The 23,701-nt window shown below is 71.9% G+C and carries 18 protein-coding genes; 5 read left to right on the forward strand and 13 right to left on the reverse strand.

Annotation, left to right across the window (positions count from 1 at the left end):
- Positions 1-51: 51 nt before the first annotated feature.
- The 4 genes from ACQPZZ_RS23805 to metH all read right to left on the reverse strand — a co-directional run bounded on the left by ACQPZZ_RS23805 (position 52) and on the right by metH (position 6,147).
- Positions 52-1,050 (reverse strand): ABC transporter permease, encoded by a 999-nt coding sequence (locus ACQPZZ_RS23805; protein WP_363641309.1) that lies wholly within the window; start codon positions 1,048-1,050, stop codon positions 52-54.
- 363 nt (positions 1,051-1,413) lie between these two features.
- Positions 1,414-1,890 carry a cellulose synthase gene (locus ACQPZZ_RS23810; protein ID WP_432922147.1) on the reverse strand — a complete coding sequence of 159 codons (477 nt, stop codon included), beginning with the start codon at positions 1,888-1,890 and terminating at the stop codon, positions 1,414-1,416.
- A 70-nt stretch (positions 1,891-1,960) separates the two neighbouring features.
- Complete coding sequence (locus ACQPZZ_RS23815) at positions 1,961-2,602, reverse strand: HAD family hydrolase (RefSeq protein WP_432922150.1); 642 nt, start codon at positions 2,600-2,602, stop codon at positions 1,961-1,963.
- 80 nt (positions 2,603-2,682) lie between these two features.
- Entirely contained in the window at positions 2,683-6,147 is a 3,465-nt protein-coding gene (gene metH, locus ACQPZZ_RS23820) for a methionine synthase (RefSeq protein ID WP_432922153.1), read from the reverse strand.
- 219 nt (positions 6,148-6,366) lie between these two features.
- Here metH and ACQPZZ_RS23825 point away from each other — a divergent pair, with 219 nt between their 5' ends.
- Positions 6,367-7,221 carry a PAC2 family protein gene (locus tag ACQPZZ_RS23825; protein ID WP_357054844.1) on the forward strand — a complete coding sequence of 285 codons (855 nt, stop codon included), beginning with the start codon at positions 6,367-6,369 and terminating at the stop codon, positions 7,219-7,221.
- Positions 7,222-7,511: 290 nt separating this feature from the next.
- Here the strand turns inward: ACQPZZ_RS23825 and ACQPZZ_RS23830 are convergent, their stop codons facing one another.
- The gene (locus tag ACQPZZ_RS23830) at positions 7,512-7,946 is read right to left on the reverse strand and encodes a cellulose binding domain-containing protein (RefSeq protein ID WP_432922157.1); all 435 of its coding nucleotides are present in this window, start codon (positions 7,944-7,946) and stop codon (positions 7,512-7,514) included.
- 294 nt (positions 7,947-8,240) lie between these two features.
- Here ACQPZZ_RS23830 and ACQPZZ_RS23835 point away from each other — a divergent pair, with 294 nt between their 5' ends.
- On the forward strand, positions 8,241-9,677 hold the full coding sequence (locus ACQPZZ_RS23835) for a helix-turn-helix domain-containing protein (protein WP_432922160.1): 1,437 nt from the start codon (positions 8,241-8,243) through the stop codon (positions 9,675-9,677).
- Between the two features lie 48 nt (positions 9,678-9,725).
- On the opposite strand, the gene ACQPZZ_RS23840 is transcribed toward ACQPZZ_RS23835, so the two are convergent.
- The 7 genes from ACQPZZ_RS23840 to ACQPZZ_RS23870 form a co-directional block, all read right to left on the reverse strand.
- Positions 9,726-10,472 carry a sirohydrochlorin chelatase gene (locus ACQPZZ_RS23840; protein WP_432922163.1) on the reverse strand — a complete coding sequence of 249 codons (747 nt, stop codon included), beginning with the start codon at positions 10,470-10,472 and terminating at the stop codon, positions 9,726-9,728.
- Complete coding sequence (locus ACQPZZ_RS23845; protein WP_432922166.1) at positions 10,469-11,632, reverse strand: uroporphyrinogen-III synthase; 1,164 nt, start codon at positions 11,630-11,632, stop codon at positions 10,469-10,471. The genes ACQPZZ_RS23840 and ACQPZZ_RS23845 overlap by 4 nt, the downstream gene beginning before the upstream one ends.
- A complete protein-coding gene (gene nirD, locus ACQPZZ_RS23850) occupies positions 11,629-11,985 on the reverse strand; it encodes a nitrite reductase small subunit NirD (protein WP_363641293.1) in 357 nt (118 codons plus the stop codon). Before nirD ends, ACQPZZ_RS23845 begins: the two co-directional genes overlap by 4 nt.
- Positions 11,982-14,435, reverse strand: a complete 2,454-nt coding sequence (gene nirB, locus ACQPZZ_RS23855; protein WP_432922169.1) for a nitrite reductase large subunit NirB — start codon at positions 14,433-14,435, stop codon at positions 11,982-11,984. The genes nirD and nirB overlap by 4 nt, the downstream gene beginning before the upstream one ends.
- Before the next feature lie 32 nt (positions 14,436-14,467).
- Positions 14,468-15,874, reverse strand: coding sequence for an FAD-dependent oxidoreductase (locus ACQPZZ_RS23860; RefSeq protein WP_432922172.1), 1,407 nt, complete (start codon positions 15,872-15,874; stop codon positions 14,468-14,470).
- Positions 15,871-17,958 carry a molybdopterin oxidoreductase family protein gene (locus tag ACQPZZ_RS23865; RefSeq protein ID WP_432922175.1) on the reverse strand — a complete coding sequence of 696 codons (2,088 nt, stop codon included), beginning with the start codon at positions 17,956-17,958 and terminating at the stop codon, positions 15,871-15,873. Before ACQPZZ_RS23865 ends, ACQPZZ_RS23860 begins: the two co-directional genes overlap by 4 nt.
- 236 nt (positions 17,959-18,194) lie before the next feature.
- Positions 18,195-19,565, reverse strand: a complete 1,371-nt coding sequence (locus ACQPZZ_RS23870) for an MFS transporter (RefSeq protein ID WP_432922178.1) — start codon at positions 19,563-19,565, stop codon at positions 18,195-18,197.
- A 470-nt stretch (positions 19,566-20,035) separates the two neighbouring features.
- Between ACQPZZ_RS23870 and ACQPZZ_RS23875 the strand changes: the two genes are divergently transcribed.
- Positions 20,036-20,857: a peptidoglycan recognition protein family protein gene (locus tag ACQPZZ_RS23875; RefSeq protein WP_432922181.1), complete on the forward strand. Its 822-nt coding sequence runs from the start codon at positions 20,036-20,038 to the stop codon at positions 20,855-20,857.
- Positions 20,858-20,959: 102 nt separating this feature from the next.
- Here ACQPZZ_RS23875 and ACQPZZ_RS23880 read toward each other — a convergent pair whose 3' ends face one another.
- The gene (locus ACQPZZ_RS23880) at positions 20,960-22,546 is read right to left on the reverse strand and encodes a hypothetical protein (protein WP_432922184.1); all 1,587 of its coding nucleotides are present in this window, start codon (positions 22,544-22,546) and stop codon (positions 20,960-20,962) included.
- 300 nt (positions 22,547-22,846) lie between these two features.
- Here ACQPZZ_RS23880 and ACQPZZ_RS23885 point away from each other — a divergent pair, with 300 nt between their 5' ends.
- Together ACQPZZ_RS23885 and ACQPZZ_RS23890 are read left to right on the forward strand one after the other, a co-directional pair.
- Positions 22,847-23,497 (forward strand): class E sortase, encoded by a 651-nt coding sequence (locus ACQPZZ_RS23885; protein ID WP_432922187.1) that lies wholly within the window; start codon positions 22,847-22,849, stop codon positions 23,495-23,497.
- Positions 23,498-23,513: 16 nt separating this feature from the next.
- Complete coding sequence (locus ACQPZZ_RS23890; protein WP_363641279.1) at positions 23,514-23,654, forward strand: hypothetical protein; 141 nt, start codon at positions 23,514-23,516, stop codon at positions 23,652-23,654.
- Positions 23,655-23,701 lie beyond the last annotated feature (47 nt).

Genomic DNA, 23,701 nt, shown 5'->3' on the forward strand with positions numbered 1-23,701 from the left:
GGAGTCGTTGTTTGCCTTCGGAAGTACGTTGACTGAGGGACAAGCACGCCGTTATCGGGCCTTGGGATCGAAGGCGTCCCTGAAACCGTCGCCGAGCAGGTTGAACGCGAGCACGGTGACGAAGATCGCCAGGCCGGGGAAGATCATGTAGTTCGGCGCCACGCTGTACTTGTGCACCGCGTCGGCGAGCATGGCCCCCCAGGTCGGGGTCGGCGGCTTGACACCCACGCCGAGGAACGACAGAGCGGCCTCGAACAGGATGTTCGACGGGATCAGCAGCGTCGCGTAGACCATGATCGGCGCAAGCAGGTTGGGCAGGATCTCCTTGAACAGGATCGTGTGGTTGCGCGCGCCCAGGCTCCTGGCCGCGTCGACGAACTCCCGTTCTCGCAGGGAGAGCGTCTGCCCGCGGACGATCCGCCCGACGTAGGGCCAGTTGAAGAAGCCGATGATGAACACGAGCAGGCTGATCCTCAGCGCGTCGCCGGACAGGCCGAACGCGCTGTCGGGGATGACGCCCGCCAGCGCCAGTGCGAACACCAGCAGCGGGAAGGCGAGGAAGATGTCCATCAGCCGGCTGATGATCGTGTCGACCCAGCCGCCGAAGAATCCCGCCACGATGCCCAGCACGGTGCCGAGCACCACGCAGAGCAAGGTGGCGAAGAACGCGATCAGCAGCGAGACGCGGGCGCCGTAGACGATCCGGCTGAACAGGTCACGCCCCGTCGTCGGCTCGACGCCGAACAGGTAGTCCCAGCTCATGCCGCCGAACGAGCCGAGCGGGGCCTGGATGGCGGGGTCGATCTTCTCCCGGTGCCACTCGTCGGGAGGGTGCCCCAGCCAGGACACCAGCAACGGCGCGAAGATCGCCACGAGGATCAGCAGGATGATGATCACGCCACCGGCCATCGCGACCTTGTCGCGCTTGAGGCGCATCCAGGCGATCTGGCCGAGGGACCGGCCCTGGATCGCCTTCCCGCCCACCCCGTCGACGACGGCCTCCGGAGTGGCCTCCGTGTCGCCACCGGTGACGTCCATCGGCGCGGTCATCGATCCTCCTTCGCCCTGCCCGAGCGGACCGCGACAGCGGTGACACGCTCGGGGTAGCCCGGGATCGATCCGGCGGAGAAGCGGCGGCCGCTTACGACCTTGCCTCGCACGGCCATGTGGTGCAGGCCCCCTGGATCCCAGACGACATTGTCCGAAGGGGTCGCGTGGTGTGCGACCCCCGGAGGCAGAATCTATGGTCTGAGCTGGGCTGACCAGTCCCTGGAGGCGGCCTGTGGCTCAACTGTGATTCACGCGAAACTCATTCGTGTTGATCTTGAAGCTAATGTCCGCGTCCCGTTCCGGTTGTGTCGTGGAACCGTAACATTGCACTGACCGGTAACTTGGTCCCACGATGTGGGATGATCAGCTGATCCCCCGGCGCTTGAGAATGTCCTCGATGTCCGAGAAATCATCCCCAGCGGGCTGTTCGACCTGCCGTGGCGCCTTCTTTGCGGTTTGCGCCGCTTTGGGCGCCGCCGTCTCCGGCGCGGCGGCCGCGCCGCCCGGCTCGGGCCGTGCCGTACGGGCCCGGGAGAGGGTACGGCCGCGCAGCGTGCCGGAGACGACGAACAGCAGCGCCGACAGCCCGGCCAGGACCACCCCGGCCCACACGGCCGGCGACAGGACCAGGCCGGTCACGAAGCCCACCGCGGCCGCGCCGATGTTCCACAGTGTCCGCAGCGCGCCGGTGAGGTAGGCGGCGAGCGGCAGCAGGGACCAGGCGGTGGCCCGCAGGCCGGCGGTCACCCCCCTGCGCCGGAAGGCCAGATAGCTGAGCCCGATCCCCACCGCGGTAAGGCCGGCGCACAGCGGCAGCCAGGCGATGTCGGTATATGTCATGGCGGGTCCCCTTCGTCCACGGCGTACCCCCCATCCTGGCACCCCGGAGGCGACGGCGCGGGGGCCCGCGTCAGAGGACGAGCGACCGCAGGAAGTCCACGTCGACGTCGAGCAGCGACGGCATGACGACCCGCCCTGGCGCCTGGGCGATCGGCAGGACGCCGGGCACGGCGACGACGCGGCAGCCCGCCGCGGTCGCCGAGGCGACGCCGTTCGGCGAGTCCTCCAGCGCGACGCACCGCTCAGGGTCCACCGACAGCAGGCCGGCCGCGGTCAGGTACGGCTCCGGGTGCGGTTTGGTACGGGTGACGTCGTCGGCGGTCACGACGATCTCGAAGTGCTCCCGGCCCACGGCCTTGAGCACGGCGTCGGCGATGCTGCGCAGCGACGAGGTGACCAGCGCGGTGCGCACACCCTGGTCACCCAGCACGCGCAGCAGATCGAGGGCCCCCGGCATGGGCTCGACGCCCCTCGACAGCCGGCTCTCCATTCCGTCGATCAGCCACTCCCCCACCACTGCGGGATCGACGTCGGCCTGCGTCAGCTCCAGCATGTACGCGACGGTGCGGTCCCAGGAGCCGCCCACGAGCTGCTCCTGGTGCTCCGGGCCCCAGGCTCCGCCGAGGCGGGTGACCACCTCGGTCTCGACCTCGAACCACACCCCTTCGGTGTCGACGAGCAATCCGTCCATGTCGAACAGCACGGCGTCCACGTGGCCCCTTCCCCCGGTGAGACCCCCGATCAGGGGGGACCAACATGGTAAGGGGCGCGCGTGGACGCCCATGCGGCCGGTCAGACGTTGAAGTACTTCGCCTCGGGGTGGTGGACGACGAGGGCGGAGGTGGCCTGCTCGGGGTGCAGCTGGAACTCCTCCGACAGCGTCACGCCGATGCGCGACGGGTCGAGCAGCTCCATGACCTGCACCTGGTCCTCAAGGTTGGGGCAGGCTGGATAGCCGAAGGAGTAGCGGCAGCCGGCGATGTTCACCTTGAGCATGTCGGCCAGCGACTCGTCGCCGCCGATGCCCAGCTCCGACCGCACCCGCGCGTGCCAGTACTCGGCCAGCGCCTCGGTGAGCTGCACCGACAGGCCGTGCAGCTCCAGGTATTCGCGGTAGGCGTCCTTCGCGAACAGCTCCGCGGCGGCCTCGCTGATCCGGTTGCCCATCGTGACCACCTGGAAGGCGACGACGTCGGTCTCACCGGACTCGCGGGAGCGGAAGAAGTCGGCCAGGCACAGGTGCCGGTCGCGCCGCTGCCGGGGGAAGGTGAAGCGGGTCCGCTCCTTGCCGTCGTCGTCCAGGATGATCAGGCTGTCGCCCTCGCTGACGCAGGGGAAGTAGCCGTAGACGACCGCCGCCTCCAGCAGGTTCTCCGTCTGCAGCCGCTCCAGCCACATCCGCAGCCGGGGCCTGCCCTCGGTCTCGACCAGCTCCTCGTACGACGGGCCCTCGCCGCCCCGGGCGGCCTTGAGGCCCCACTGGCCCATGAACGTCGCCCGCTCGTCGAGGAAGGCGGCGTAGTCGGCCAGCGGGACGCCCTTGACCACCCGGTCGCCGAGGAACGGCGGGGTGGGCACCGGGTTGTCCACCGCGACGTCGGAACGGGCCGGCAGGTCCTCCTCGGCGGTCCGCTGCAGCACCGCCCCGGTCTTCACCCGCCGCGCGCGCAGCGGCGGCAGCGTCGCGCCGTCCTCGCCGCGCTTGACCGCCATGAAGGCGTCCATCAGGCGCAGGCCCTCGAACGCGTCGCGCGCGTAACGCACCTCGCCCCGGTACAGGTCGGCCAGGTCCTGCTCGACGTACGCCCTGGTCAGGGCGGCACCGCCGAGCAGCACGGGGTATTTGCCGGCGATGCCCCGGGAGTTCATCTCCTCCAGGTTCTCCTTCATGACCACCGTGGACTTCACCAGGAGCCCGGACATGCCGACCACGTCGGCCCGGTGCTCCTCGGCGGCCTCCAGGATCGCCGACACCGGCTGCTTGATGCCGAGGTTCACCACGTCGTATCCGTTGTTGGACAGGATGATGTCGACGAGGTTCTTGCCGATGTCGTGGACGTCGCCCTTGACCGTGGCCAGCACGATGCGGCCCTTGCTGCTGCCCTCGACCTTGTCCATGTGCGGTTCGAGGTAGGCCACGGCCGTCTTCATGACCTCGGCCGACTGCAGCACGAAGGGAAGCTGCATCTCGCCGGAGCCGAACAGGTCGCCGACGACCTTCATGCCGTCGAGCAGCACGTCGTTGATGATCTCCAGGGCCGGCCGCTGGGCCAGGGCCTCGTCGAGGTCGGCCTCCAGGCCCTTGCGCTCGCCGTCGATGATGCGCCGCTTGAGCCGCTCCCACAGCGGCAGCCCGGCCAGCTCTGCCGCCTTGCCGGCCTTCATCGACGCCGCGTCCACGCCCTCGAACAGCTCCATGAACCGCTGCAGCGGGTCGTAGCCCTCGCGCCTGCGGTCGTACACGAGGTCGAGGGCGACCTGGCGCTGCTCGTCGGGGATGCGGTTCATCGGCAGGATCTTGGAGGCGTGCACGATGGCCGAGTCGAGGCCCGCGTTCACGCACTCGTTGAGGAACACCGAGTTGAGCACCATGCGGGCGGCCGGGTTGAGGCCGAACGACACGTTGGAGACGCCCAGGGTGGTCTGCACGGCCGGGTAGCGGCGCTTGAGCTCGCGGATCGCCTCGATCGTCTCCAGGCCGTCGCGCCGGGTCTCCTCCTGCCCGGTGGCGATCGGGAACGTCAGGCAGTCGACGACGATGTCCTCGACCCGCATGCCCCAGGCGTTCACCAGGTCCTCGATGAGGCGGGTGGCGATCCGCACCTTCGCCTCCGCGGTGCGGGCCTGGCCCTCCTCGTCGATGGTCAGTGCGACCACGGCCGAGCCGTGCTCCTTGACCAGGCGCATGATCTTCTGAAAGCGGGAGTCCGGGCCGTCACCGTCCTCGTAGTTGACCGAGTTGACCACGGCCCGGCCGCCGATCATCTCCAGCCCGGCCTCGATGACGGCGGGCTCGGTCGAGTCGATCACGATCGGCAGCGTCGAGGCGGTGGCGAAGCGGAACGCCAGCTCCTTCATGTCGGTGACGCCGTCGCGGCCCACGTAGTCGACGCACAGGTCGAGCAGGTGCGCGCCGTCGCGGGCCTGCGCCCTGGCGATCTCCACGCACTCCTCGTAGTTGCCGGCCAGCATCGCCTCGCGGAACGCCTTGGAGCCGTTGGCGTTGGTCCGCTCGCCGATGGCGAGGTAGGAGGTGTCCTGCCGGAACGGCACGTGCTGGTACAGCGACGCCGCGCCCGCCTCGGGACGCGGCCGCCGCTCGCCGCGGGCGCGGCCGCCCACCCGCTCGACCACCTGGCGCAGGTGCTCGGGTGTGGTGCCGCAGCAGCCGCCCACCAGCGCGAGCCCGTAGTCGCGGGTGAACGCCTCGTGCGCGTCCGCCAGCTCCCCGGGACTCAGCGGGTAGTACGCGCCGTCGGCCGTGAGCTGCGGCAGCCCGGCGTTCGGCATGCAGGAGATCGGGATCCGCGAGTGCCTGGCCAGGTAGCGCAGGTGCTCGCTCATCTCGGTGGGACCGGTGGCGCAGTTGAGCCCGATCAGGTCGACGCCGAGCGGCTCGATCGCGGTCAGCGCGGCGCCGATCTCGGAGCCGAGCAGCATCGCGCCGTTGGTCTCGATGGTGACCTGCGTGATGATCAGTACGTCCCGCCCCGCGGCCTCGACGGCCCGCTTCGCGCCGACGACCGCCGCCTTCACCTGCAGCAGGTCCTGGCAGGTCTCGATGATCAGGGCGTCCGCCCCGCCCGCGATCAGACCGGCGGCGTTGTCCCGGTAGGCGTCGCGCAGCGTCTCGTACGGCAGGTGGCCGAGCGTGGGGAGCTTCGTGCCGGGGCCCATCGAGCCGAGGACGAACCGGGGCTTGTCCGGCGTCGACCAGTGGTCGGCCCGCTCCCTGGCCAGCCGCGCGCCGGCCTCGGACAGTTCGAAGATGCGGTCCTCGATGCCGTACTCGCCAAGGGCCGCGCGGTTGGCGTTGAAGGTGTTGGTCTCGACGCAGTCGACCCCCACCTCCAGATACGCGTCGTGAACGGCACGCACGATGTCGGGACGGCTCACGTTGAGCACGTCGTTGCAGCCCTCATGGCCCTGGAAGTCGTCAAGAGTGGGGTCGTAGGACTGCAGCATCGTCCCCATGGCCCCGTCGGCGATCAGAATTCGCTCGGACAGCACGGTACGGAAGGACGGTCTGCTGGTCATGGAGCAAGCCTATCGGCCCCGCCGAACCGAATATCGTTCGCGCGCGCGAAACCGGAATACGGGCCGGGTAAGGGGCGCCCGGTTCCCCACCGCCGGGGCGAGAGCCGCAGGTCAGGGCAGCGCGACGGGCCGGTGCCCCGGCGGAGGTGACGTACGGGGCCCCTCACCGAATAGTCTTGGAGTGAGCCATAGTGCACAAGGCCAGTGAGGAGGCGGCGCGTGATCGAGTTCGAAGGGCTCCCCGAGCTCGTCGACCCGGTGCTGATCGCCGCGTTCGAGGGGTGGAACGACGCCGGCGAGGCGTCCAGCGGCGTGCTCGCGCACCTCGAGTCCGAGTGGAAAGCCACCCCGCTCGTCGAGCTGGACCCTGAGGACTACTACGACTTCCAGGTGACCCGGCCGGTCGTCGAGCTCGGCGACGGCCTGACCCGCTCCATCGTCTGGCCGACCACCCGGCTGCTGCTCGCCCGCCCGCCGGGTGCCAAGCGCGACGTGGTGCTGCTGCGCGGCATCGAGCCCAACATGCGGTGGCGCTCCTTCTGCGCGGAGATCGTCGGGCTCTGCCACGACCTCGGCATCGAGCTGGCCATCCTGCTCGGCGCGCTGCTCAACGACTCGCCGCACACCCGCCCGGTGCCGATCACCGGCTCGGTCAGCGACCCCGGCATGGCCCGCGCGCTCAATCTGGAGCTGACCAAGTACGAGGGCCCGACGGGCATCGTGGGCGTGCTGCAGCACACCCTGGGCACCGCCGGGCTGCGGACGGTGTCCCTGTGGGCGTCGGTCCCGCACTACGTCGCCCAGCCGCCCAACCCCAAGGCCACCCTGGCGCTGCTGCGCCGCATCGAGGACATGCTCGACATCCCGATGCCGTACGGCGACCTCGCCGAGGAGGCGCGGGCCTGGGAGCACGGCGTGGACGAGCTGGCGGCCCAGGACAGCGAGGTGGCCGAATACGTGCGGGAGCTGGAGGAGCGCAAGGACGCCGCCGAGCTGCCCGAGGCCAGCGGCGACGCCATCGCGGCCGAGTTCGAGCGCTACCTGCGCCGCCGCGACCGCGGCACCGACCGCTGACGACGCCGGCACCGCCGGAACGGCGTTTCCGGGCGGCTCTCGGGCGGAATTCCCCGCGCCGGGCCCCCGGCGGCCGCGCGCCCGATGACACAGCGTCCCACCGGCGAGTAGGCGTCATTCCCATGAAACACCTTTTCATGAAACATGCGCCCCCGACGGGATCCGACTCCTTTTCAGAATAAACGCGCGGCGGCCCGGACGCGCCTTTCATGAAACGCCGGCCGCTTTTCATGAAACAACGGCCCCCGCTCCGGAATGTGAGCGGGAGCCGTCGGCCTCTTGTGCGGCGATCAGGCGCAGACGGCGCCCTGCAGCGTGAACGCGTCCGGCACCGCGGCCTCACCGCCGGAGTTGAAGTCGAACCCCAGCTGCCCCGCGGCGGGCACGTCGCTGTTGTGCGGCAGGCCGTTGACGTACACCGTCCGCCCGATCTGCGTGTAGCCGACGCCGCCCACGCCGGCCACGTGCTGGGCGCCGGTCCAGTCCCAGGTGAGCTCCCAGTTCCTGATCACGTCGCCGGAGTTCTCGATCCTGACCTCGCCGAGGAAACCGGTGTTCCACGAGTTCGTCACCCGGTAGGAGACGGAGGCGTGGAGGCCCTCGCACTGGTAGGTCCGCCACGGCGTGGCCGCCGAGGCCGGAGCGGCGGAGGCCGCGACGAGGGCGGAGGTCAGCAGCGCGCCGCCGGCGACGATCCCGGCGAGCCCCTTCATGGTGCGCTTCATTTCCAGTCCTTTCTGGATTCCGCGTTAACGGGGTGTTACGAATCGGCGTGCGCTTCCGCAGCGGCGCCGAGACCAGTGAATCGGCAATCGTCCCGCCGTCCCAGGAAGAACCACCGGCCGGATTTCCGGCGGAAAGACCGGCATTTCCACACCCCCCCGGACCGCCGTTCTGCCGGGTGAATACAATGGCCCACGGAAAGCGGCGGGAAAAAGCCCGCCGGCAGCGCGAACGGAGAAAGCGACGCCCGGCACCCACACGACGCCGGGGGACCACACAACGGCGGAGGGGTGCCGGTGGACGGTGAACGGCGGGACGGGTTCGGCGGGGTGCTGCTGGCGCTCAGACGGGCCGGCAGGCTCACCCAGGAGGAACTGGCGGAGGCGTCCGGGCTGAGCGTGCGGGCCATCCGGGAGCTGGAGCGGGGGCGTGTGCGCGTGCCACAACGGCGGACGGCCTCCGCGCTGGCCGACGCGCTCGGCCTCGTCTCCGAGGACAGGGACCGCCTGCTCGCCGCCGCGCGGGCGGGTCGCCCGGCCCCCGCACCCTGCCCACCCTCACGGTCCCCAGAGCCCCCGATGTGCCCAGTACCCGCCCCGCCCTCGGCGCCCGTAGGGCCGGCCCGTCCGGAAGCGTCCGGTGCGGCTCCGGGTGCCCCGGCCGAGCTGCCGGTTCCGCTGGGCGACCTCGTGGGCCGGGAGGCGCAGGCCGCGTATGTCCGTGAGCACGCCTCCCGCGTCGCCGCCGGGGACCGTCGCGGCGCGCCGATCCTGACGTTCCACGGCCCGCCCGGTGTCGGCAAAACGAGCCTGGCGGTGTACGCCGGGGACCGCGTGCGCGCCGCCTTCCCCGACGGGCAGCTGTTCGCCGAACTCGGGGGCACGGCCGCCGAGCCCCTCGATCCCGCCGAGGCGCTCGGCGCCTTCCTCCGTTCACTGGGCACTCCGGAGGAGCGGATCCCGCCGGGGACGGCCGAGCGGGCGGGATTGTTCCGCACCCTCACGCGGGGCCTGCGGCTCCTCGTGGTGCTCGACGACGCCGCCCACGAGGGGCAGGTGCGCCCCCTGCTGCCCGCCGGGCCGCACTGCCTGGCGCTGGTGACCGGCCGGCGGCCGCTGACCGGGCTGGACGGCGCCGCTCGGATTGCGCTGGACGTCCTCGCGCCCGGCGACAGCGTGCGGCTGCTCGGCGGCATCGTGGGGCACGAGCGCGTCGAGCGGGAGCCGGCGCAGGCTCGCAGGCTGGCCGAGCTGTGCGGGCACCTGCCGCTCGCGCTGCGCATCGCCGGCGACCGCCTCGCCGGCCGTCCGGGCTGGCGGGTCGGGCACCTGACCGGCTGGCTCGGCGACCACCGGCACCGGCTGACCGCGCTGACCGCCGGCGATCTGGAGGTGCGCTCCGCCTTCGACGTCTCCTACCGGCGGCTCGGTCCCGGAGCCGCCGCCGTCTTCCGCCACGCCGCGCTGATCCCGGGACCCGACTTCGGCGCCGAGTCCGCCGCGGCCGCCGCCGGAGTGGCCGTCCCCGATGCGCTCGCGGCCCTGGAGGAGCTGGCGGACGCGGGGCTGCTCAGCACGACCGGCACGCGCTACCGCTTCCACGATCTCCTGAGGCTCTACGCCCGCGAGCGCCTCGACGCGGAGGATCGGCACAGTCACGGCCCGCGGCCGGCTCACTCACGCCTCCGCGAGACCGCCGGCCTCCGGTGGCAGCGGAGCGCGACGAGCGCGTGACCTCCGGCAGCAGACGTCGCAGGACCGGCGCTGCCGGCCGCGGCGGGATCACCACCGGGCGCGGGCGATCCCCGGCGAGACGGACGTGGCGGCGGGCACGGGATCGCGGGACACGGAGTGCCGGGCGAGTGCCTCGTCGAAGCGGGCCCAGACGAGGGCGGCCAGGTCGTCGTCCACGCCGAGGGGCGCGCTGACCAGGTCCGCGCCGCTGCTCACCAGCCGGTCGTGGAAGAAGCCGGGCGCGAGCAGGTAGGAGGCGACGGCCGCCCGGGGGGCGAGGCCGGCCCTGGTGCGTTCCAGCGCCTCGGCGACCGTGGGCGTCCCGGCCGAGGCGAAGGCGGCGGTGACGGGACGCGAGAGCCGTACGGACAGCAGCCGGGCGGCGGCGCGGACGTCGTCCAGCGCGGCGGGATCGGACGAGCCGGCCGCTCCGAGGATCACGGCGTCGCACGGCCGCAGGCCCGCCGCGGCCAGACGGCGCGTCAGCACCGAGGTCAGCAGCCGGTGCGGCCCGAGCTGCCCGGCGACCACCGCGTCCGGCCGGGTGCGGGCGACGACCGCCGGCAGGTCGATGTGCACGTGATATCCCCCGGCCAGCAGCATGGGGACCACCACGACCGGTCCGGGCGTCTGCGCCAGCACGCCGGCGAGCAGCGGCGCGCTGATCTCCAGGAACCCGAGCTCGACCGGTGCGCCCGGCCGCGCGCGGCGCACGCGGTCCGTGAGAGCCTCCATCACGGACTCCCAGTGGCCGCTGCGTGCCCCGTGCGCCGCCATCACCAAAGTGGGGGTCATCTCTCGTCCCGGCCGCAGGCCAGGCGGTAGCCGCGCTTGACCACGGTCTCGACGATGCCGGAGGGACCGAGCGCCCGGCGCAGGCGGGTGATGGCCATCTCGACCGCGTGCTCGGCCGAGTCGCGGGACGGGCCGCCGGGCAGCACGACCCGCAGGTCGGCCCGGTTCACGACGTGCCCGGGGCGCTCGGCGAGCCGCTTGAGCACGGCCATCGGGGCGGGCGGCAGCGGCTTGAGCTCGCCGTCGACCACCACGGCGTGACCGCGGATCTCCAGCTCGTGCCCGCCCGCGACGAGCCGGGTGACGCCGTTTTCCGGCAGGTGGCGGGCGAGGGTCCGGGCGAGCGCGCCGAGGCGGGCCCGGTCGGGCTGGACGACGCGCACGTCGCGCTGGGTCAGGGGCCCGGCGGTGACCGGGCCCACGCAGGCCGCCACGACGCGGGTGTCGAACGCGGCGAGCAACGCGTCCTCCAGCCCGTCGGCGCGGGCGGCGCCCAGCATGGCCAGCACGGCGGGGGCGCTGGTGAAGGCCACCGCGTCCACCGAGCCGGTGATCGTCTGGCTGATCAGGCGGCGCAGCGGCGAGGTGTCGCGGTAGGGCAGCCACCGGTAGACCGGCACCTCGATCACCTCGGCCCCCGCCTCCCGCAGCGACGCGACGAAACCGTCCAGCGGCTCGCCGTGCAGTTGCACGGCGATGCGACGGCCGTGCAGGTCCTGCGCGAGCAGGTACTCCTTGACCTCCTCGCACGACTCGGTGGCCGGCGTCCAGGCGTCCACCAGGCCCGCCGCGCGCACGGCCCCGCGCGCCTTGGGGCCGCGGGCGAGCAGTCGCGCGCCAACCAGGTGGGCGTTCAGGTCGGCGGACAGGCCCCAGCCCTCCGCCGCCGCCATCCACCCGCGAAACCCCACACCGGTGGTGATGACCACGTCGTCGACGGGCGCCTCCAGGCAGGCCCGGGTCGCCGCGAGCAGCCCGGTGTCCTCCGCGAGCGGCACGATGCGGATCGCGGGCGCCCGGACGACCCGGGCGCCGCGCCGCTCCAGGAGCGCGGAGAGCTCTTCGCTGCGGCGGGTCGCCGTCACCCCTATCGTGAACCCGGCCAGCGCGTCGGGCGCGGTCTCAAGGGTCATCGGGACCTCCTCCAGCAGCGTGGTCATGCCACGCTCACCTCCACGGTTCCGTCCGTCATACGGATGGGATAGGTCGGCACGGCGACGCGGGGATCGTCCACGCACACGCCGGTGACCAGAGAGAACACCTGCTTGTGCATGGGCGAGGCGACGGTCGGCTCGCCGCCCCGCGTGCCGACGATGCCCCGCGACATCACCTGCGCCCCGCTGAACGGGTCGAGGTTGCCCAGGGCGTAGAGGGCGCCGTCGAAGGCGCGGAAGACCGCCACCTGCCGGTCGCCGACGAGCACCGCCGCGCCCCGCTCGGGCAGCAGGTCGGTGTAGGAGCAGATCGGAATCCACTGGCCGGCACGGGTCGCCGTCATGTCGAGGACGGTCATCTGCGGGTCACCTCCATGGGAATCAACACCGGCTTGATCTGGTCGCGCTCGGTCTCGAAGGAGATCGAGGGGTCGGGAACGCCCGGCGCGTTCACGAAGCTGACGAAGCGGCGCAGCTTGTCGGGGTCCTCGATGGCGGCGCGCCACTCGTCTGCGTACGTGGACACGTGCCGCTCCATCTGCGCGTCGAGTTCGGCGCAGATGCCGAGCGAGTCCTCCATGATGACTTCACGGAGGTAGTCGAGCCCGCCGTCCAGGTTCTCCAGCCAGGCGGCGGTGCGCTGGAGCCGGTCGGCGGTGCGGATGTAGAACATCAGGAACCTGTCGATGGTCCTGACCAGGTCGTCGCTGGACAGGTCGGACGCGAGCAGGTCGGCGTGGCGGGGCGTGAAGCCGCCGTTGCCGCCCACGTAGAGGTTCCAGCCCTGCTCGGTCGCGATGATGCCGAAGTCCTTCGACCGGGCCTCGGCGCACTCCCTGGCGCAGCCGGAGACGGCGGACTTCAGCTTGTGCGGCGAGCGCAGCCCCCGGTAGCGGAGCTCCAGGGCGATGGCCATGCCCACCGAGTCCTGCACGCCGTAGCGGCACCAGGTGGACCCGACGCAGGACTTCACCGTCCGCAGCGCCTTGCCGTACGCGTGGCCGGACTCGAAGCCGGCGTCGACGAGGCGGCGCCAGATGGCGGGCAGCTGCTCGACCCGGGCCCCGAGCAGGTCGATGCGCTGCGCCCCGGTGATCTTCGTGTAGAGCCCGAAGTCGCGGGCCACCTCGCCGATCACGATCAGCTTGTCCGGGGTGATCTCGCCACCCGGAATGCGCGGGACGACCGAGTAGGTTCCGTTCTTCTGGATGTTGGCCAGGAACTGGTCGTTGGTGTCCTGCAGCGCGGCCTGCTCGCCGTCGAGGATGTGGCCGCGGCCGAGGGAGGCGAGGATCGAGGCGACCGCGGGCTTGCAGATGTCGCAGCCGCGGCCGGTCCCGTGCTCGGCGATGAGCTGGGAGAACGTCGTGATCCCCCGGACGTTGACGATGTCGAACAGCTCGGCCCTGCTGTGCGGGAAGTGCTCGCACAGCGCCTTGCCGACGTCGACGCCCGACTTCACCAGGATCTGCTTCAGCATCGGCACGCAGCTTCCGCAGGTGGTGCCGGCCCGGGTGCAGTCCTTGATCCCCTGCACGTCGGTCAGGCCCTTGTCGGCGATCGCCTCGCAGATCCTGCCCTTGGTGACGTTGTTGCAGGAGCAGACCTGCGCGTCGTCGGGCAGGTCGACCGACGCCTTGCCCGCGCCGGCGAACAGCAGGTCGCTCGGCGCGCCTGGCAGCGGCTTGCCGACGAACGGCCGCAGCGCGTTGTACGGCGCGGCGTCGCCGACGCATATGCCGCCGAGCAGGGTCGTGGCGTCGTCGCTGATGAACAGCCGCTTGTAGACGCCGCCGACGGGGTCCATGTAGGTGACGTCGAGCGCGCCCGACATGGCCCCGAACTGGGCCACCTCCACGCCCAGCAGCTTGAGCTTGGTGGACATGTCGGCGCCGGTGAAGGCGGCCGTCCCGTCCAGGATCCGTTCGGCGGCCACCTCCGCCTGGGTGTTGCAGGGCCCGACGAGGCCGTAGACCATGCCCGCGGCCAGGGCGCACTCGCCGATCGCGTAGATGTGCTCGTCGGAGGTGCGCATGCCCGCGTCGACGACGATGCCGCCGCGTTCGCCGACCTCCAGGCCGCAGGCGCGGGCGAGCTCGTCGCGCGGCCGGATGCCGGCGGAGAAGACCACGACCTGCGCGTCGATCGCCTCGCCGTCGGGCTTCACGAGCGACGTGACCCGGCCGTCCTGGCCGGCCTCGATCGACCGCACGCCCGCGCCCGTGTGGATCGTCAGCCCGAGCCCCTCGATGTGCCCGCGCAGCACCGAGCCGCCGCCCTCGTCCACCTGGCGGGGCATCAGCCAGCCGCTCATCTCGATGACGTGCGTGTCGAGGCCGAGCCCGCGCAGGGCGTCGGCCGCCTCCAGGCCGAGCAGTCCGCCGCCGATGACCACACCCGCGCGGGCGTCCCGCGAGGCCTCCCTGATGGCGTCCAGGTCGTCGATGGTCCGGTACACGAAGCAGCCCGGCAGGTCCCGGCCCGGCACCGGCGGCACGAACGGCGCCGACCCGGTGGCCAGCACCAGCACGTCGTACGGCTCGCTGTCGCCGGCGTCGGTGGTGACGGTGCGGTTCGCGCGGTCGATCGCGGTGACGCGGACGCCGGTCCTGAGCGTGACGCCGTCCGGCACCGGGTAGGTGAGGTCCTCGACGCTCTTGCCGCTGAGATAGGAGGTCAGCGCCACCCGGTCGTAGGCCGGGCGGGGCTCCTCCCCGAACACGGTGACCGTCCCGTCGAAGCCCCGGCCCGCGAGCGTCTCGATCAGGCGGTGTGCCGTCGGGCCGTGTCCCACAACGACGAGTCTCATCCGCTTACGGTCCTTCATGCGCTCACGGTCCTTCATGCGCTCACGCCTTCCTGCTCACACAGCCAGCCGACGATGCCCTCGACCGCGTCGCGGCAGCTCCCGCAACCGGTGGTGGCCCTCGTCGCGGCGGCCACGGCCTCCACGTCCCGCGCGCCGGACTCCCAGCACGCCCTGATCTGGCCTTTCGTCACGTTGTTGCACTGGCAGACCCGGGCCGAGTCCGGCATCCGGGTGGGGTTGCCGGCCACGGCCGCGCCGACGGGCCCGAGGTCCGGGAACAGCAGCCCGGTCCGGTCGCCGGGCAGGGGCCCGCCACGGTCGAACAGCTGGGTGAGCGTGCCCACGGCGGAGGTCTCGCCCAGCAGGATCGCGCCGATCAGCCGGCCGTCGCGGATGACGAGCTTGCGGTAGGTGCCCCTGTGCCGGTGGGAGAAGCGGACGATCTCCGCCTCGTCCTCGCCCAGCTGGGTCTCTCCCATGGCGGCAAGCTCCACGCTCTTGGCCTTCAGCCGGGTGACCAGCCGCGAGCCGCGGTATCGCGCGTTCTTGTCGGCGCCGGTGACGAGGTCGGCCACGACCGACGCCTGCTCCCAGCCGGGGGCGACCAGTCCGTAGACGCGGCCGGCGTGCTGGGCGCACTCCCCGATCGCGAAGATCGACGGGTCGTCGGTGCGCAGCTCGTCGTCGACGACGATGCCGCGCTCCACCTCCAGCCCCGCGTCGCGGGCGAGGCCGACGACGGGTCGCACGCCGCAGGCGAGCACGACCAGGCCGGCCTCGATCAGCTCGCCGTCGGCCAGTTCCACGTGCCGCTCGCGGATCGCGCTCACCGTGACGCCCGTGCGGACGGCGACGCCGAGCGCGCCGAGCGTCTCGCGGAGGATGAGCCCGGCCTCCGCGTCGAGCTGGCGCTCCATCAGGTGCCCGGCCAGGTGCAGCAACGTCACCGGGACGCCCCGCCCGGCCAGGCCCCGCGCCGCCTCGATGCCGAGCAGCCCGCCGCCGATCACGACGGCGCTGCGCGCGCTCGCGGCGGCCCCCCTGATCCGGTCGCAGTCGTCCAGCGTGCGGAACGCCGTCGCCCGCTCCACCCCGGGGATCGGCGGGACGACCGCCTCACTGCCCGTGGCGATCACGAGCACGTCGTACGGCTCGCGCGTGCCGTCGGCGGCGACCACGGTCCGGCAGTCCCGGTCGATCGCGGTGACCGCGACCCCGAGGCGGGCGGTCACGCCGTGGTCGGCGTACCAGCGGGGGTCGAGGAGCCGGACCTGGTCCGGGCTCGACGTGCCGGCCACCACGTTCGACAGCAGGACCCGGTTGTACGGCTGCCAGGCTTCGGCGCCGAACACCGTGATCTTCACGTCCTTGTCCCGGGCGCGGACCTCGCTCACCAGGCGCGCACCCGCCATCCCGTTCCCCACCACGACGAGCCTCACGCGACACGCTCCCCGTCTTCTGCGCACCGCTCGATCGCGGCCGCGCAGACCTTGAACTCCGGCATCCGCGACATCGGGTCGAGCGCCGGGTTGGTGAGCAGGTTGACGCCCTCCCAGTGGAACGGCATGAACAGCGTGTCCGGCCGGATCGAGGCGTTCACGCGGGCGACGCCCTCGGCGGCGCCCCGGCGGCTGCGCACGCGGACGCGGTCGCCGGGGGCGACGCCGAGCCGCTCGGCGAGGTCCGGGTGCAGTTCCACGAACACCTCGGGCGACGCCTGCGTGAGCGGGCGGATCCGCCGCGTCTGCGCCCCCGACTGGTAGTGGGCGAGCACCCGCCCGGACGTCAGGTAAAGCGGGAACTGCTCGTCCACGTCCTCGGCGGGCGGGCGGTGGTCCACCGGCACGAGGCGGGCCCGGCCGTCCGGGGTGGCGAAGCGGTCCAGGAACGGCCGCGGCGTTCCTGGGTGCGGATCCTCTCCGGTGTCGGGGCACGGCCAGAACACCCCGGTCTCGGCCGCGATCCGCTCGTAGGTGATGCCGGAGTAGTCGGCGACGCCCCCGGCGGAGGCCCGGCGCAGCTCGTCGAAGACCGTGCGCGGGTCGGCGGGGAACTTCTCGCCGCACCCGAGCCGCTCGGCGAGGCCCCGCAGGATCTCCAGGTCGCCGAGCACGCCCGGGGGCGGCGCGGCGGCCTGGCGGCGCAGCAGGACCCTGCCCTCCAGGTTGGTCATCGTGCCCGACTCCTCGGCCCACTGGGTCGTGGGAAGCACGACGTCGGCCATGGCCGCGGTCTCCGACAGCACGAAGTCGGCGACCACGAGCAGGTCGAGCGCGTCCAGCCGCCGGGCGACGTGCCCGGCGCGCGGCGCGGACACGACGGGGTTGGAGCCGAACAGCAGCAGCGCCCTCGGTCCCTCCGGCGTGCCGAGCGCGTCCAGCAGTTCGTACGCGGACCGGCCGGGACCGGGCAGACCCGCCGGGTCGATCCCCCACACCGCGGCGACGTGCGCCCGCGCCGCCGGGTCGTCGATCTTGCGGTAGCCGGGGAGCTGGTCGGCCTTCTGGCCGTGCTCCCTGCCGCCCTGGCCGTTGCCCTGGCCGGTCACGCAGCCGTAACCGGAGCCCTCACGGCCGGGCAGCCCGAGGGTGAGCGCCAGGTTGACGAACGCGGTGACCGTGTCGGTGCCCTTGGCGTGCTGCTCGGCGCCCCGGCCGGTCAGGACGATCGCCCGCTTCGCCTCGCCGAGGATGCGTACGGCCTCGCGCATCCGCGCGACCGGGACGCCGGTGACGCGCTCCACCCGCTCCGGCCACCAGGCCGACACCGACGTCCGCACCTGTTCGAAGCCGGTCGTGCGGGCGGCGAGGTAGTCCAGGTCGGCGTACCCGTCGGCGATCGCGATGTGCAGCAGGCCGAGCGCCAGCGCGAGGTCGGCGCCCGGGGTGACCTGCAGGTGCAGGTCGGCCAGCTTGGCGGTCTGGGTGCCGCGCGGGTCGATCACGACGAGCCTGCCGCCCCCGGACCGCATCGCGGTCAGGTGCCGGACGAAGGGGGGCATGGTCTCGGCGACGTTGCCCCCGGCCAGCAGGACCGCGTCGGCGCGGGCGATGTCGGTGACGGGGAACGGCAGCCCCCGGTCCATGCCGAAGGCCCGGTTGACCGCGGCCGCCGCCGAGGACATGCAGAACCTGCCGTTGTAGTCGATCTGGCTGGTCCGCAGCGCCACCCTGGCGAACTTGCCGAGCTGGTAGGCCTTCTCGTTGGTGAGCCCGCCGCCGCCGAACACCGCCACGGCGTCCGGCCCGTGCTCGGTCCTGATGGCCTCGATCCGGGCGGCGACGTAGTCGAGCGCCTCGTCCCAGCTCACCGGGCTGCCGTGCAGCAGCGGGGTGGTGAGGCGTTCGGGCGAGGTCAGCAGTTCGGCCGCCGTCCAGCCCTTCTGGCACAGGCCGCCGGCGTTGGCCGGGATGTCCTCCCGCGGAGTGATCTCACCCTTCGTCACGTACATGCCGCACTGGAGCGCGCAGTACGGGCAGTGGGTGGCCGAACCCACGGCAGCGCCCGCGGCGGCCTGTGACATCACAGGACCGGGAGCGTGTGGTGAGATCGGCATGTCTCCGATGGCGCTGACAGGCGGTTTCACCGCTGGGTCCCTTCTGTTACCGCTGTGCTACAAGGCGCCAACCGCCCTAACTTCGGCGAGCGCGGCGTGTGAGAGACCCCGTCGTCTCGAAAGCTGACTTGTGCTGACGCCGTCTGTGAGGCGCGAGCCCGGCGAAGGCGGGCGCCGCGCGGGCGCCCGCGAGCGGCCGCGTCTCAGATTCGGGCCGCCGCCAGGCTCGGTGCGGCCTTCGCGCCGAAAGTCCGCATGTAGCAGAACCAGGTGAGCGCGAAGCAGACCGCGTAGAAGGCGGCGAAGGCCGCCAGCGCCGCCCCCGCGCCGCCGGTGGCCGAGATGGAGCTGCCGAACCCCCGGTTGATGAAGAACCCGCCGAACGCGCCGATCGCCGAGATGAACCCGATGGCCGCCGAGGCGTCGCGCTTGCCGGTCGCCAGCGCCTCCTCGTACGCGGGGGTGCCGGGCTCGACGCCAGCGACCGCCTTCGCCCGGAAGATCGCCGGGATCATCCGGTACGTGGAGCCGTTGCCGACGCCCGCCGTGCCGATCAGCAGCATGAACGCGGCGAAGAACAGCACGAGGTTGCGGGCCGACATGGCCTGCCAGACGAGCAGGACCGAGGCGATCATCGCGGCGAAGTTCCAGAACGTCACCGAGGCGCCGCCGAGGCGGTCCGACAACCAGCCCCCGACGGGCCGGATGACCGAGCCGACCAGCGGGCCGAGGAACGCGAGCGAGGTCAGCGCGGCGTGCTCGGGGAACTGCGACTTGATGAGCAGCGGGAACGCGGTCGAGTAGCCGATGAACGAGCCGAACGTGCCGATGTAGAGCACCGACATGATCCAGGTCTGCGCCCGGCCTGCCGCCTTGGCCATCTCCCTCGGCTCCGCCTTCGCCGAGGTGAGGTTGTCCATGCAGAAGTACGCCCCGGCGGCCGCGGCCAGGATGAACGGCACCCAGAACAGTCCGGCGGCGGCCAGCCCGAACCCGGCGATGACCAGCGGCATGAGCAACTGCACCGAACTGACGCCGATGTTGCCGCCGGCGGCGTTCAGGCCGAGGGCGGCGCCCTGCCTGCTCTGCGGATAGAAGTAGGTGATGTTGGCCATGCTGGAGGCGAAGTTTCCGCCGCCGAGCCCGGCCGTCGCCGCGATCGCCAGGAAGGCCCAGTAGGGCGTGCCCGGGTCGTTCACCGCCACCGCGAGCAGGACGGCGGGGACCAGCAGCAGCATCGCGCTGACGACCGTCCAGTTCCGGCCGCCGAACCGGGCGGGCGCGAAGGTGTAGGGGATGCGCAGCGCGGAGCCCACCAGGTTGGGCAGCGACACGATCCAGAAGAGCTGGTCGGTGGAGAACTTGTAGGCGCCGAGCTTGACGGCGACGATGCTCCACACGGTCCACAGGGTGAAGCCCAGGTGCTCGGCCAGGATCGAGAACGCCAGGTTCCGCCGTGCCGTCTTCTTGCCGGTGCGCTCCCAGAAGACGGGGTCGTCCGGTTTCCAGTCGCCGATCCAGCGGCCCTTCCGGGGTTCTTCCGGGGCCGTGCGCGCCGCCTGCGTCGCCGTCATCGCTCCTCCTGGGTCCTTGTCAGCTGGGGCTGATAACAGAAGCTAGGAAGAGCGCGTTACGCACATTGACCATGCGTGACCGTGCGGCCGTTACATGTGCCGCACCCGCGAAACATGCAATCCACAGGCATAACGGATGCAACGTCGGGTTAACACGGGCGCGCCCTTCGCGCGGCCCGCGTTTCGCCCGCGTGACATCGCGCGACCTGTGCCCGCGCGGCGCCGTCACGCAAGGTCAGCACACCGGCCCCGGCCCGTACGCGGGTATTTCGGATAATTACCGCGATCACGGTAGTGCTATTCGATGACCGGCCTGCGTGAATTCCGTCGGAGGAATGGCACGGACATTTCGGTTGACATGCGACCGGTTTTGCGTCGGCAGGAATATCCGCGACAGGGAAAGGGGATATCGATGCCGCCTCCCGCCGTATGAGGGCCCCCGAGGGCCCGCACGCACTCGGGGAGGACGGATGCCAGCGATCTCACGCCGCGCGTTTCTTTCGACGGGACTCCTCTGGCCGGCATGCCTGCCCGCCGCGATCCTGACCGCGCAGAGCAGGATCATCGCGACGGCCACGCCCGCCTGGGCCGGTGGCCGTCCACGGCGGCCGCGCGTGTACACCCGGTCGGACTGGAAGGCCGATCCGCCCAGAAGCAAGGCCGAGGTGCTCGACCGTGCGCCCGACCGGCTCGTCGTCCACCACACGGCGACGGCGAACACGGGCCCCACCGACCTCGAGGCGGCATTCCGGCTGTCGCGGACGATCCAGCGCTACCACATGAAGCACAACGGCTGGGAGGACATCGGCGAGCAGTTCACCGTCAGCAGGGGCGGCTATGTGATGGAGGGCCGCAACCGCTCTCTACCAGCCGTCGAGGCGGGCAAGCACGTGATGGGCGCGCAGGCGGCCGACCACAACAATCACACGCTGGGCATCGAGACCGAGGGGACGTACACCGCCGGCCTGCCTCCCGCCCGCCAGCTGTCCGCGCTGACCGCGCTGCTGGCCTGGCTGTGCGACGTGTACGACCTCGACCCGCACGAGGCCGTCATCGGCCATCGTGACCTCAACCGGACGGCCTGCCCCGGCGACCGCCTCTACGCGTACCTGCCCCAACTGCGGGACGACGTCGCCCGCCGGCTCGGCGAGCGGGTGCCCGCGCGCGCCGAGGCCCCGCCGCCGCGGCTCGCGCTGCCGGCCGGCCCGTACGGGGGGACCGCGCTCGTCGGCGACCTGCCGTACGAGCACGGCCCCGCGGTGGGCCCGCACGACCTCACGAGGCGCGGCTGACGGAAACGGAACGGGCGGCCCCCTGAGGTGCCGCCCGTGACCGTTCGTGGAGACGTTCGGTGTCCGACTCTCGGCCGGCGCGTCCGTCGCACCGGCGCCGGTCTACTCCGTACCGGTGGACCGGCGGCGCCGCCACGGCAGCAGGCCGCATCCGAGGGCGAGTGCCAGCAGACCCGCGCCCGCCGCGCCCACGCCCGCGGGGGCGCCGGTGAACGGGAGCTGCGCGCCGCCGGGGCCGCCAGGGCCTTCGGGCGCACCGCCCATCATCGGGGGAGCCTCCTCCTCCCCGGGAGCCTCCTCGGACTCCGACATCTCCGGCTCGTCCTCGTGATCCTCTTCGAGGCTCTCTTCGGGCTCCTCCTCCGTGGAAGCCTCGTCCGCCTGCTTCTCGGGCGCGAGGGCCGCCACGGGAGAGGAGTCGGCCTGCTGCATGGCGTTCTGCACGGGAGCGACCCCGCCGTTGTCACCCGTGCCGGCGGCGGGCGCCACGACGGGCTGCGCCTGGTTGTTGCCGTTGTTGTTCTGGGTGTCGTTGTAGGTGTAGGTCTGGGGCCAGTTGCTCCATGACCAGTTCCTCGGCTGAACCCAGTTGTTGTTGTTGCAGTTGCCGTTCGGGCAGTTGCCGTTCTCCACCGCCTCCGGCTCCGCGGCCTGTTGGGTCACGGCGACGGGCTCGGTCTCCACGACCGGCTCACGCTCCACCACCGGCTCGCTTTCCACGACCGGCTCGGTGTCGTTCCGGGCCTGTCGCACACCGTCGTGGTCCGCGTCGTCGTCCGCGTCGTCGTCCGCGTCGTCGTCCGCGGCCACCGTGTCCCGGGCGTCCTTCACATCCTCGGCGTCCTCCGAGTCGTCCTCGCCCGATACGCCGTCGCCGACGAACGTGCCGTCCGCCAGCAGGCCGTCGTCTCCCACCGGGCCGTTGTCCCCCGCCAGGGCCAGTGTGCCGGCGGCCGCGGGTTCCTGCGCGCCGGCGGCGGCCGGGGCGAGAGCACTGACCGTCTTGGCGTCCGTCGTGTTCTGGGTGTTCTGGGTGTTCTGGGTGTTCTGGGTGTTCTGGGCTTCCGCCGCGACCGGCGCCGGCTCCTCGGCCGGCTCGCTCTCGACCGGCTTGGCATCCGCGGTGTCCGCCACGGCCTTCTCGCCGTCGGCACAGTCGCTCTCGGCGTCCGCCGCCACCGGAACCGCATCCGTGACCGCATCGCCCTTAGCGTCCGCCGCCACCGGAACCGCATCCGTGACCGCATCGCCCTTAGCGTCCGCCGCCACCGGAACCGCATCCGTGACCGCATCGCCCTTAGCGTCCGCGGCCACCGGAACCGCATCCGTGACCGCGTCGTTCTCGGTGTCCGCCGCCACCGGAACCGCATCCGTGACCGCATCGCTCTCGGTGTCCGCCGCCACCGGAACCGCGTCCGCGGCCGGGTCTTCCGCGTTCGGATCCGTCGAATTCGCGGCCTTCTCGCCCTGGACCGCGCCGCCCTCGTTCGCGTTCTCCGACGCCTGAGGATTGTCAAGCGGGGGCGAGTACTGCTCCGGCTGAGTGGCGGCCGTCGGCTCCGGCGAGCTGGTTTGCGCGTTGGCGATCCCGTGGGTGCCGAGTGTCAGGCCGCCCGCGACCGTCACCGCCAGAAGAACAGGTACAGTATTTTTTCGCGCCACTTTGGACTCCCGATAACGGTCGCTCAATCAATAGAGCATTTGCCCGGATTGCCAGCGACATTTCGCTGCCCGACTGTTGTATGCGCCCGGCGCGGAGCCACCTCATTTCGGCACACGGTGCTTACCGAAGGATCGTCCAGGCTTTCGCTTCATTGACCACAACCTCGCCGGCCGGGCGAAAGGACAGGCCAGGAGGACCGTACGGGCCACAGGGGCGCCGCCGTGTTCGCCACCCGTGGGGGCGGCGTGCCAAAGAATTCACCAATGGCCCCCATGTGGCCTTCATATGGACGGGGCCGGGCCGCACCCGGCGGCGATACTCGGTCCGTGCGCGGAGAAAACGACGGGGCCGCGAGAACGGCCGTACGGGTCGTCGGCGAGCTGTGCCTGCCCACGGGGCTGGTCCTGCTGCTGTTCTACGCGTACCTGCTCTGGGGCACCGGAGCCCAGACCGAGCGGGAGCAGCGCGTGCTGCAGCAGCGGCTCGGCGAGGTCTTCACCAGGGACAGGGTGCGCGCGAGCCCGGACGGGATCAGGCTCGGCGACGCCCTGGCGCTGCTGCGCATCCCCCGGCTGGGCGCCGGCTACCGGTTCGCCGTCGTCGAAGGCGTCGGCCCGGAGGAACTACGCGAAGGCCCCGGCCACTATCCCGGCACGGCGCTGCCCGGCCAGCTGGGCAACTTCGTGCTCTCCGGGCACCGGACCACATACGCCGCGCCGTTCAACCGGATCGACGAGCTGCGGCGCGGCGACGACATCGTGGTGGACGCACGGGACGCCCGCTACACCTACGAGGTCACCCGCAAGGAGGTCGTGGATCCCGGCGAGATCGACGTCGTCGCTCCCGTCCCCGGCCACCCCGGACGGCGGCCCACGGCCGCGCTCATCACCATGACCACCTGCCACCCCGAGTTCTCCGCGGCGCAGCGCCTGATCGTCCAGGGCGTGCTCGTCCGCCGCGAGGAACGCCAGAGCTGACCGAGGGAGATCCGGCGTGTACAGATACCTCTGGCGGCGTCTGCCCGGCGGCACCGCGCTCCGGCTGGCCGTCGTGCTACTGCTTACCGGCGTCGCGGCGGCCGCCCTGTGGTACGTCGTGTTCCCCTGGCTGGCCCCCCGGGTGCCGCTCGGTTAGCGGAGCGCGTCCCGTGCCCCCATAACACGGCGGTAGGGGAAAACTGG

This window comes from Microbispora sp. CA-135349 (assembly GCF_050947365.1).
GTDB lineage: Bacteria > Actinomycetota > Actinomycetes > Streptosporangiales > Streptosporangiaceae > Microbispora.

What these genes read in the sequence shown, in the direction of transcription:
- nirD (WP_363641293.1), bottom strand. Translation starts at nt 11,985, where the DNA reads ATGACCGTCCTCGACATGACGGCGACCCGTGCCGGCCAGTGGATTCCG.
- ACQPZZ_RS23870 (WP_432922178.1), bottom strand. Translation starts at nt 19,565, where the DNA reads ATGACGGCGACGCAGGCGGCGCGCACGGCCCCGGAAGAACCCCGGAAG.
- ACQPZZ_RS23840 (WP_432922163.1), bottom strand. Translation starts at nt 10,472, where the DNA reads ATGACCCCCACTTTGGTGATGGCGGCGCACGGGGCACGCAGCGGCCAC.
- ACQPZZ_RS23875 (WP_432922181.1), top strand. Translation starts at nt 20,036, where the DNA reads ATGCCAGCGATCTCACGCCGCGCGTTTCTTTCGACGGGACTCCTCTGG.
- ACQPZZ_RS23830 (WP_432922157.1), bottom strand. Translation starts at nt 7,946, where the DNA reads ATGAAGCGCACCATGAAGGGGCTCGCCGGGATCGTCGCCGGCGGCGCG.
- ACQPZZ_RS23805 (WP_363641309.1), bottom strand. Translation starts at nt 1,050, where the DNA reads ATGACCGCGCCGATGGACGTCACCGGTGGCGACACGGAGGCCACTCCG.
- ACQPZZ_RS23845 (WP_432922166.1), bottom strand. Translation starts at nt 11,632, where the DNA reads ATGACCACGCTGCTGGAGGAGGTCCCGATGACCCTTGAGACCGCGCCC.
- nirB (WP_432922169.1), bottom strand. Translation starts at nt 14,435, where the DNA reads ATGAGACTCGTCGTTGTGGGACACGGCCCGACGGCACACCGCCTGATC.
- ACQPZZ_RS23810 (WP_432922147.1), bottom strand. Translation starts at nt 1,890, where the DNA reads ATGACATATACCGACATCGCCTGGCTGCCGCTGTGCGCCGGCCTTACC.
- ACQPZZ_RS23865 (WP_432922175.1), bottom strand. Translation starts at nt 17,958, where the DNA reads ATGTCACAGGCCGCCGCGGGCGCTGCCGTGGGTTCGGCCACCCACTGC.
- metH (WP_432922153.1), bottom strand. Translation starts at nt 6,147, where the DNA reads ATGACCAGCAGACCGTCCTTCCGTACCGTGCTGTCCGAGCGAATTCTG.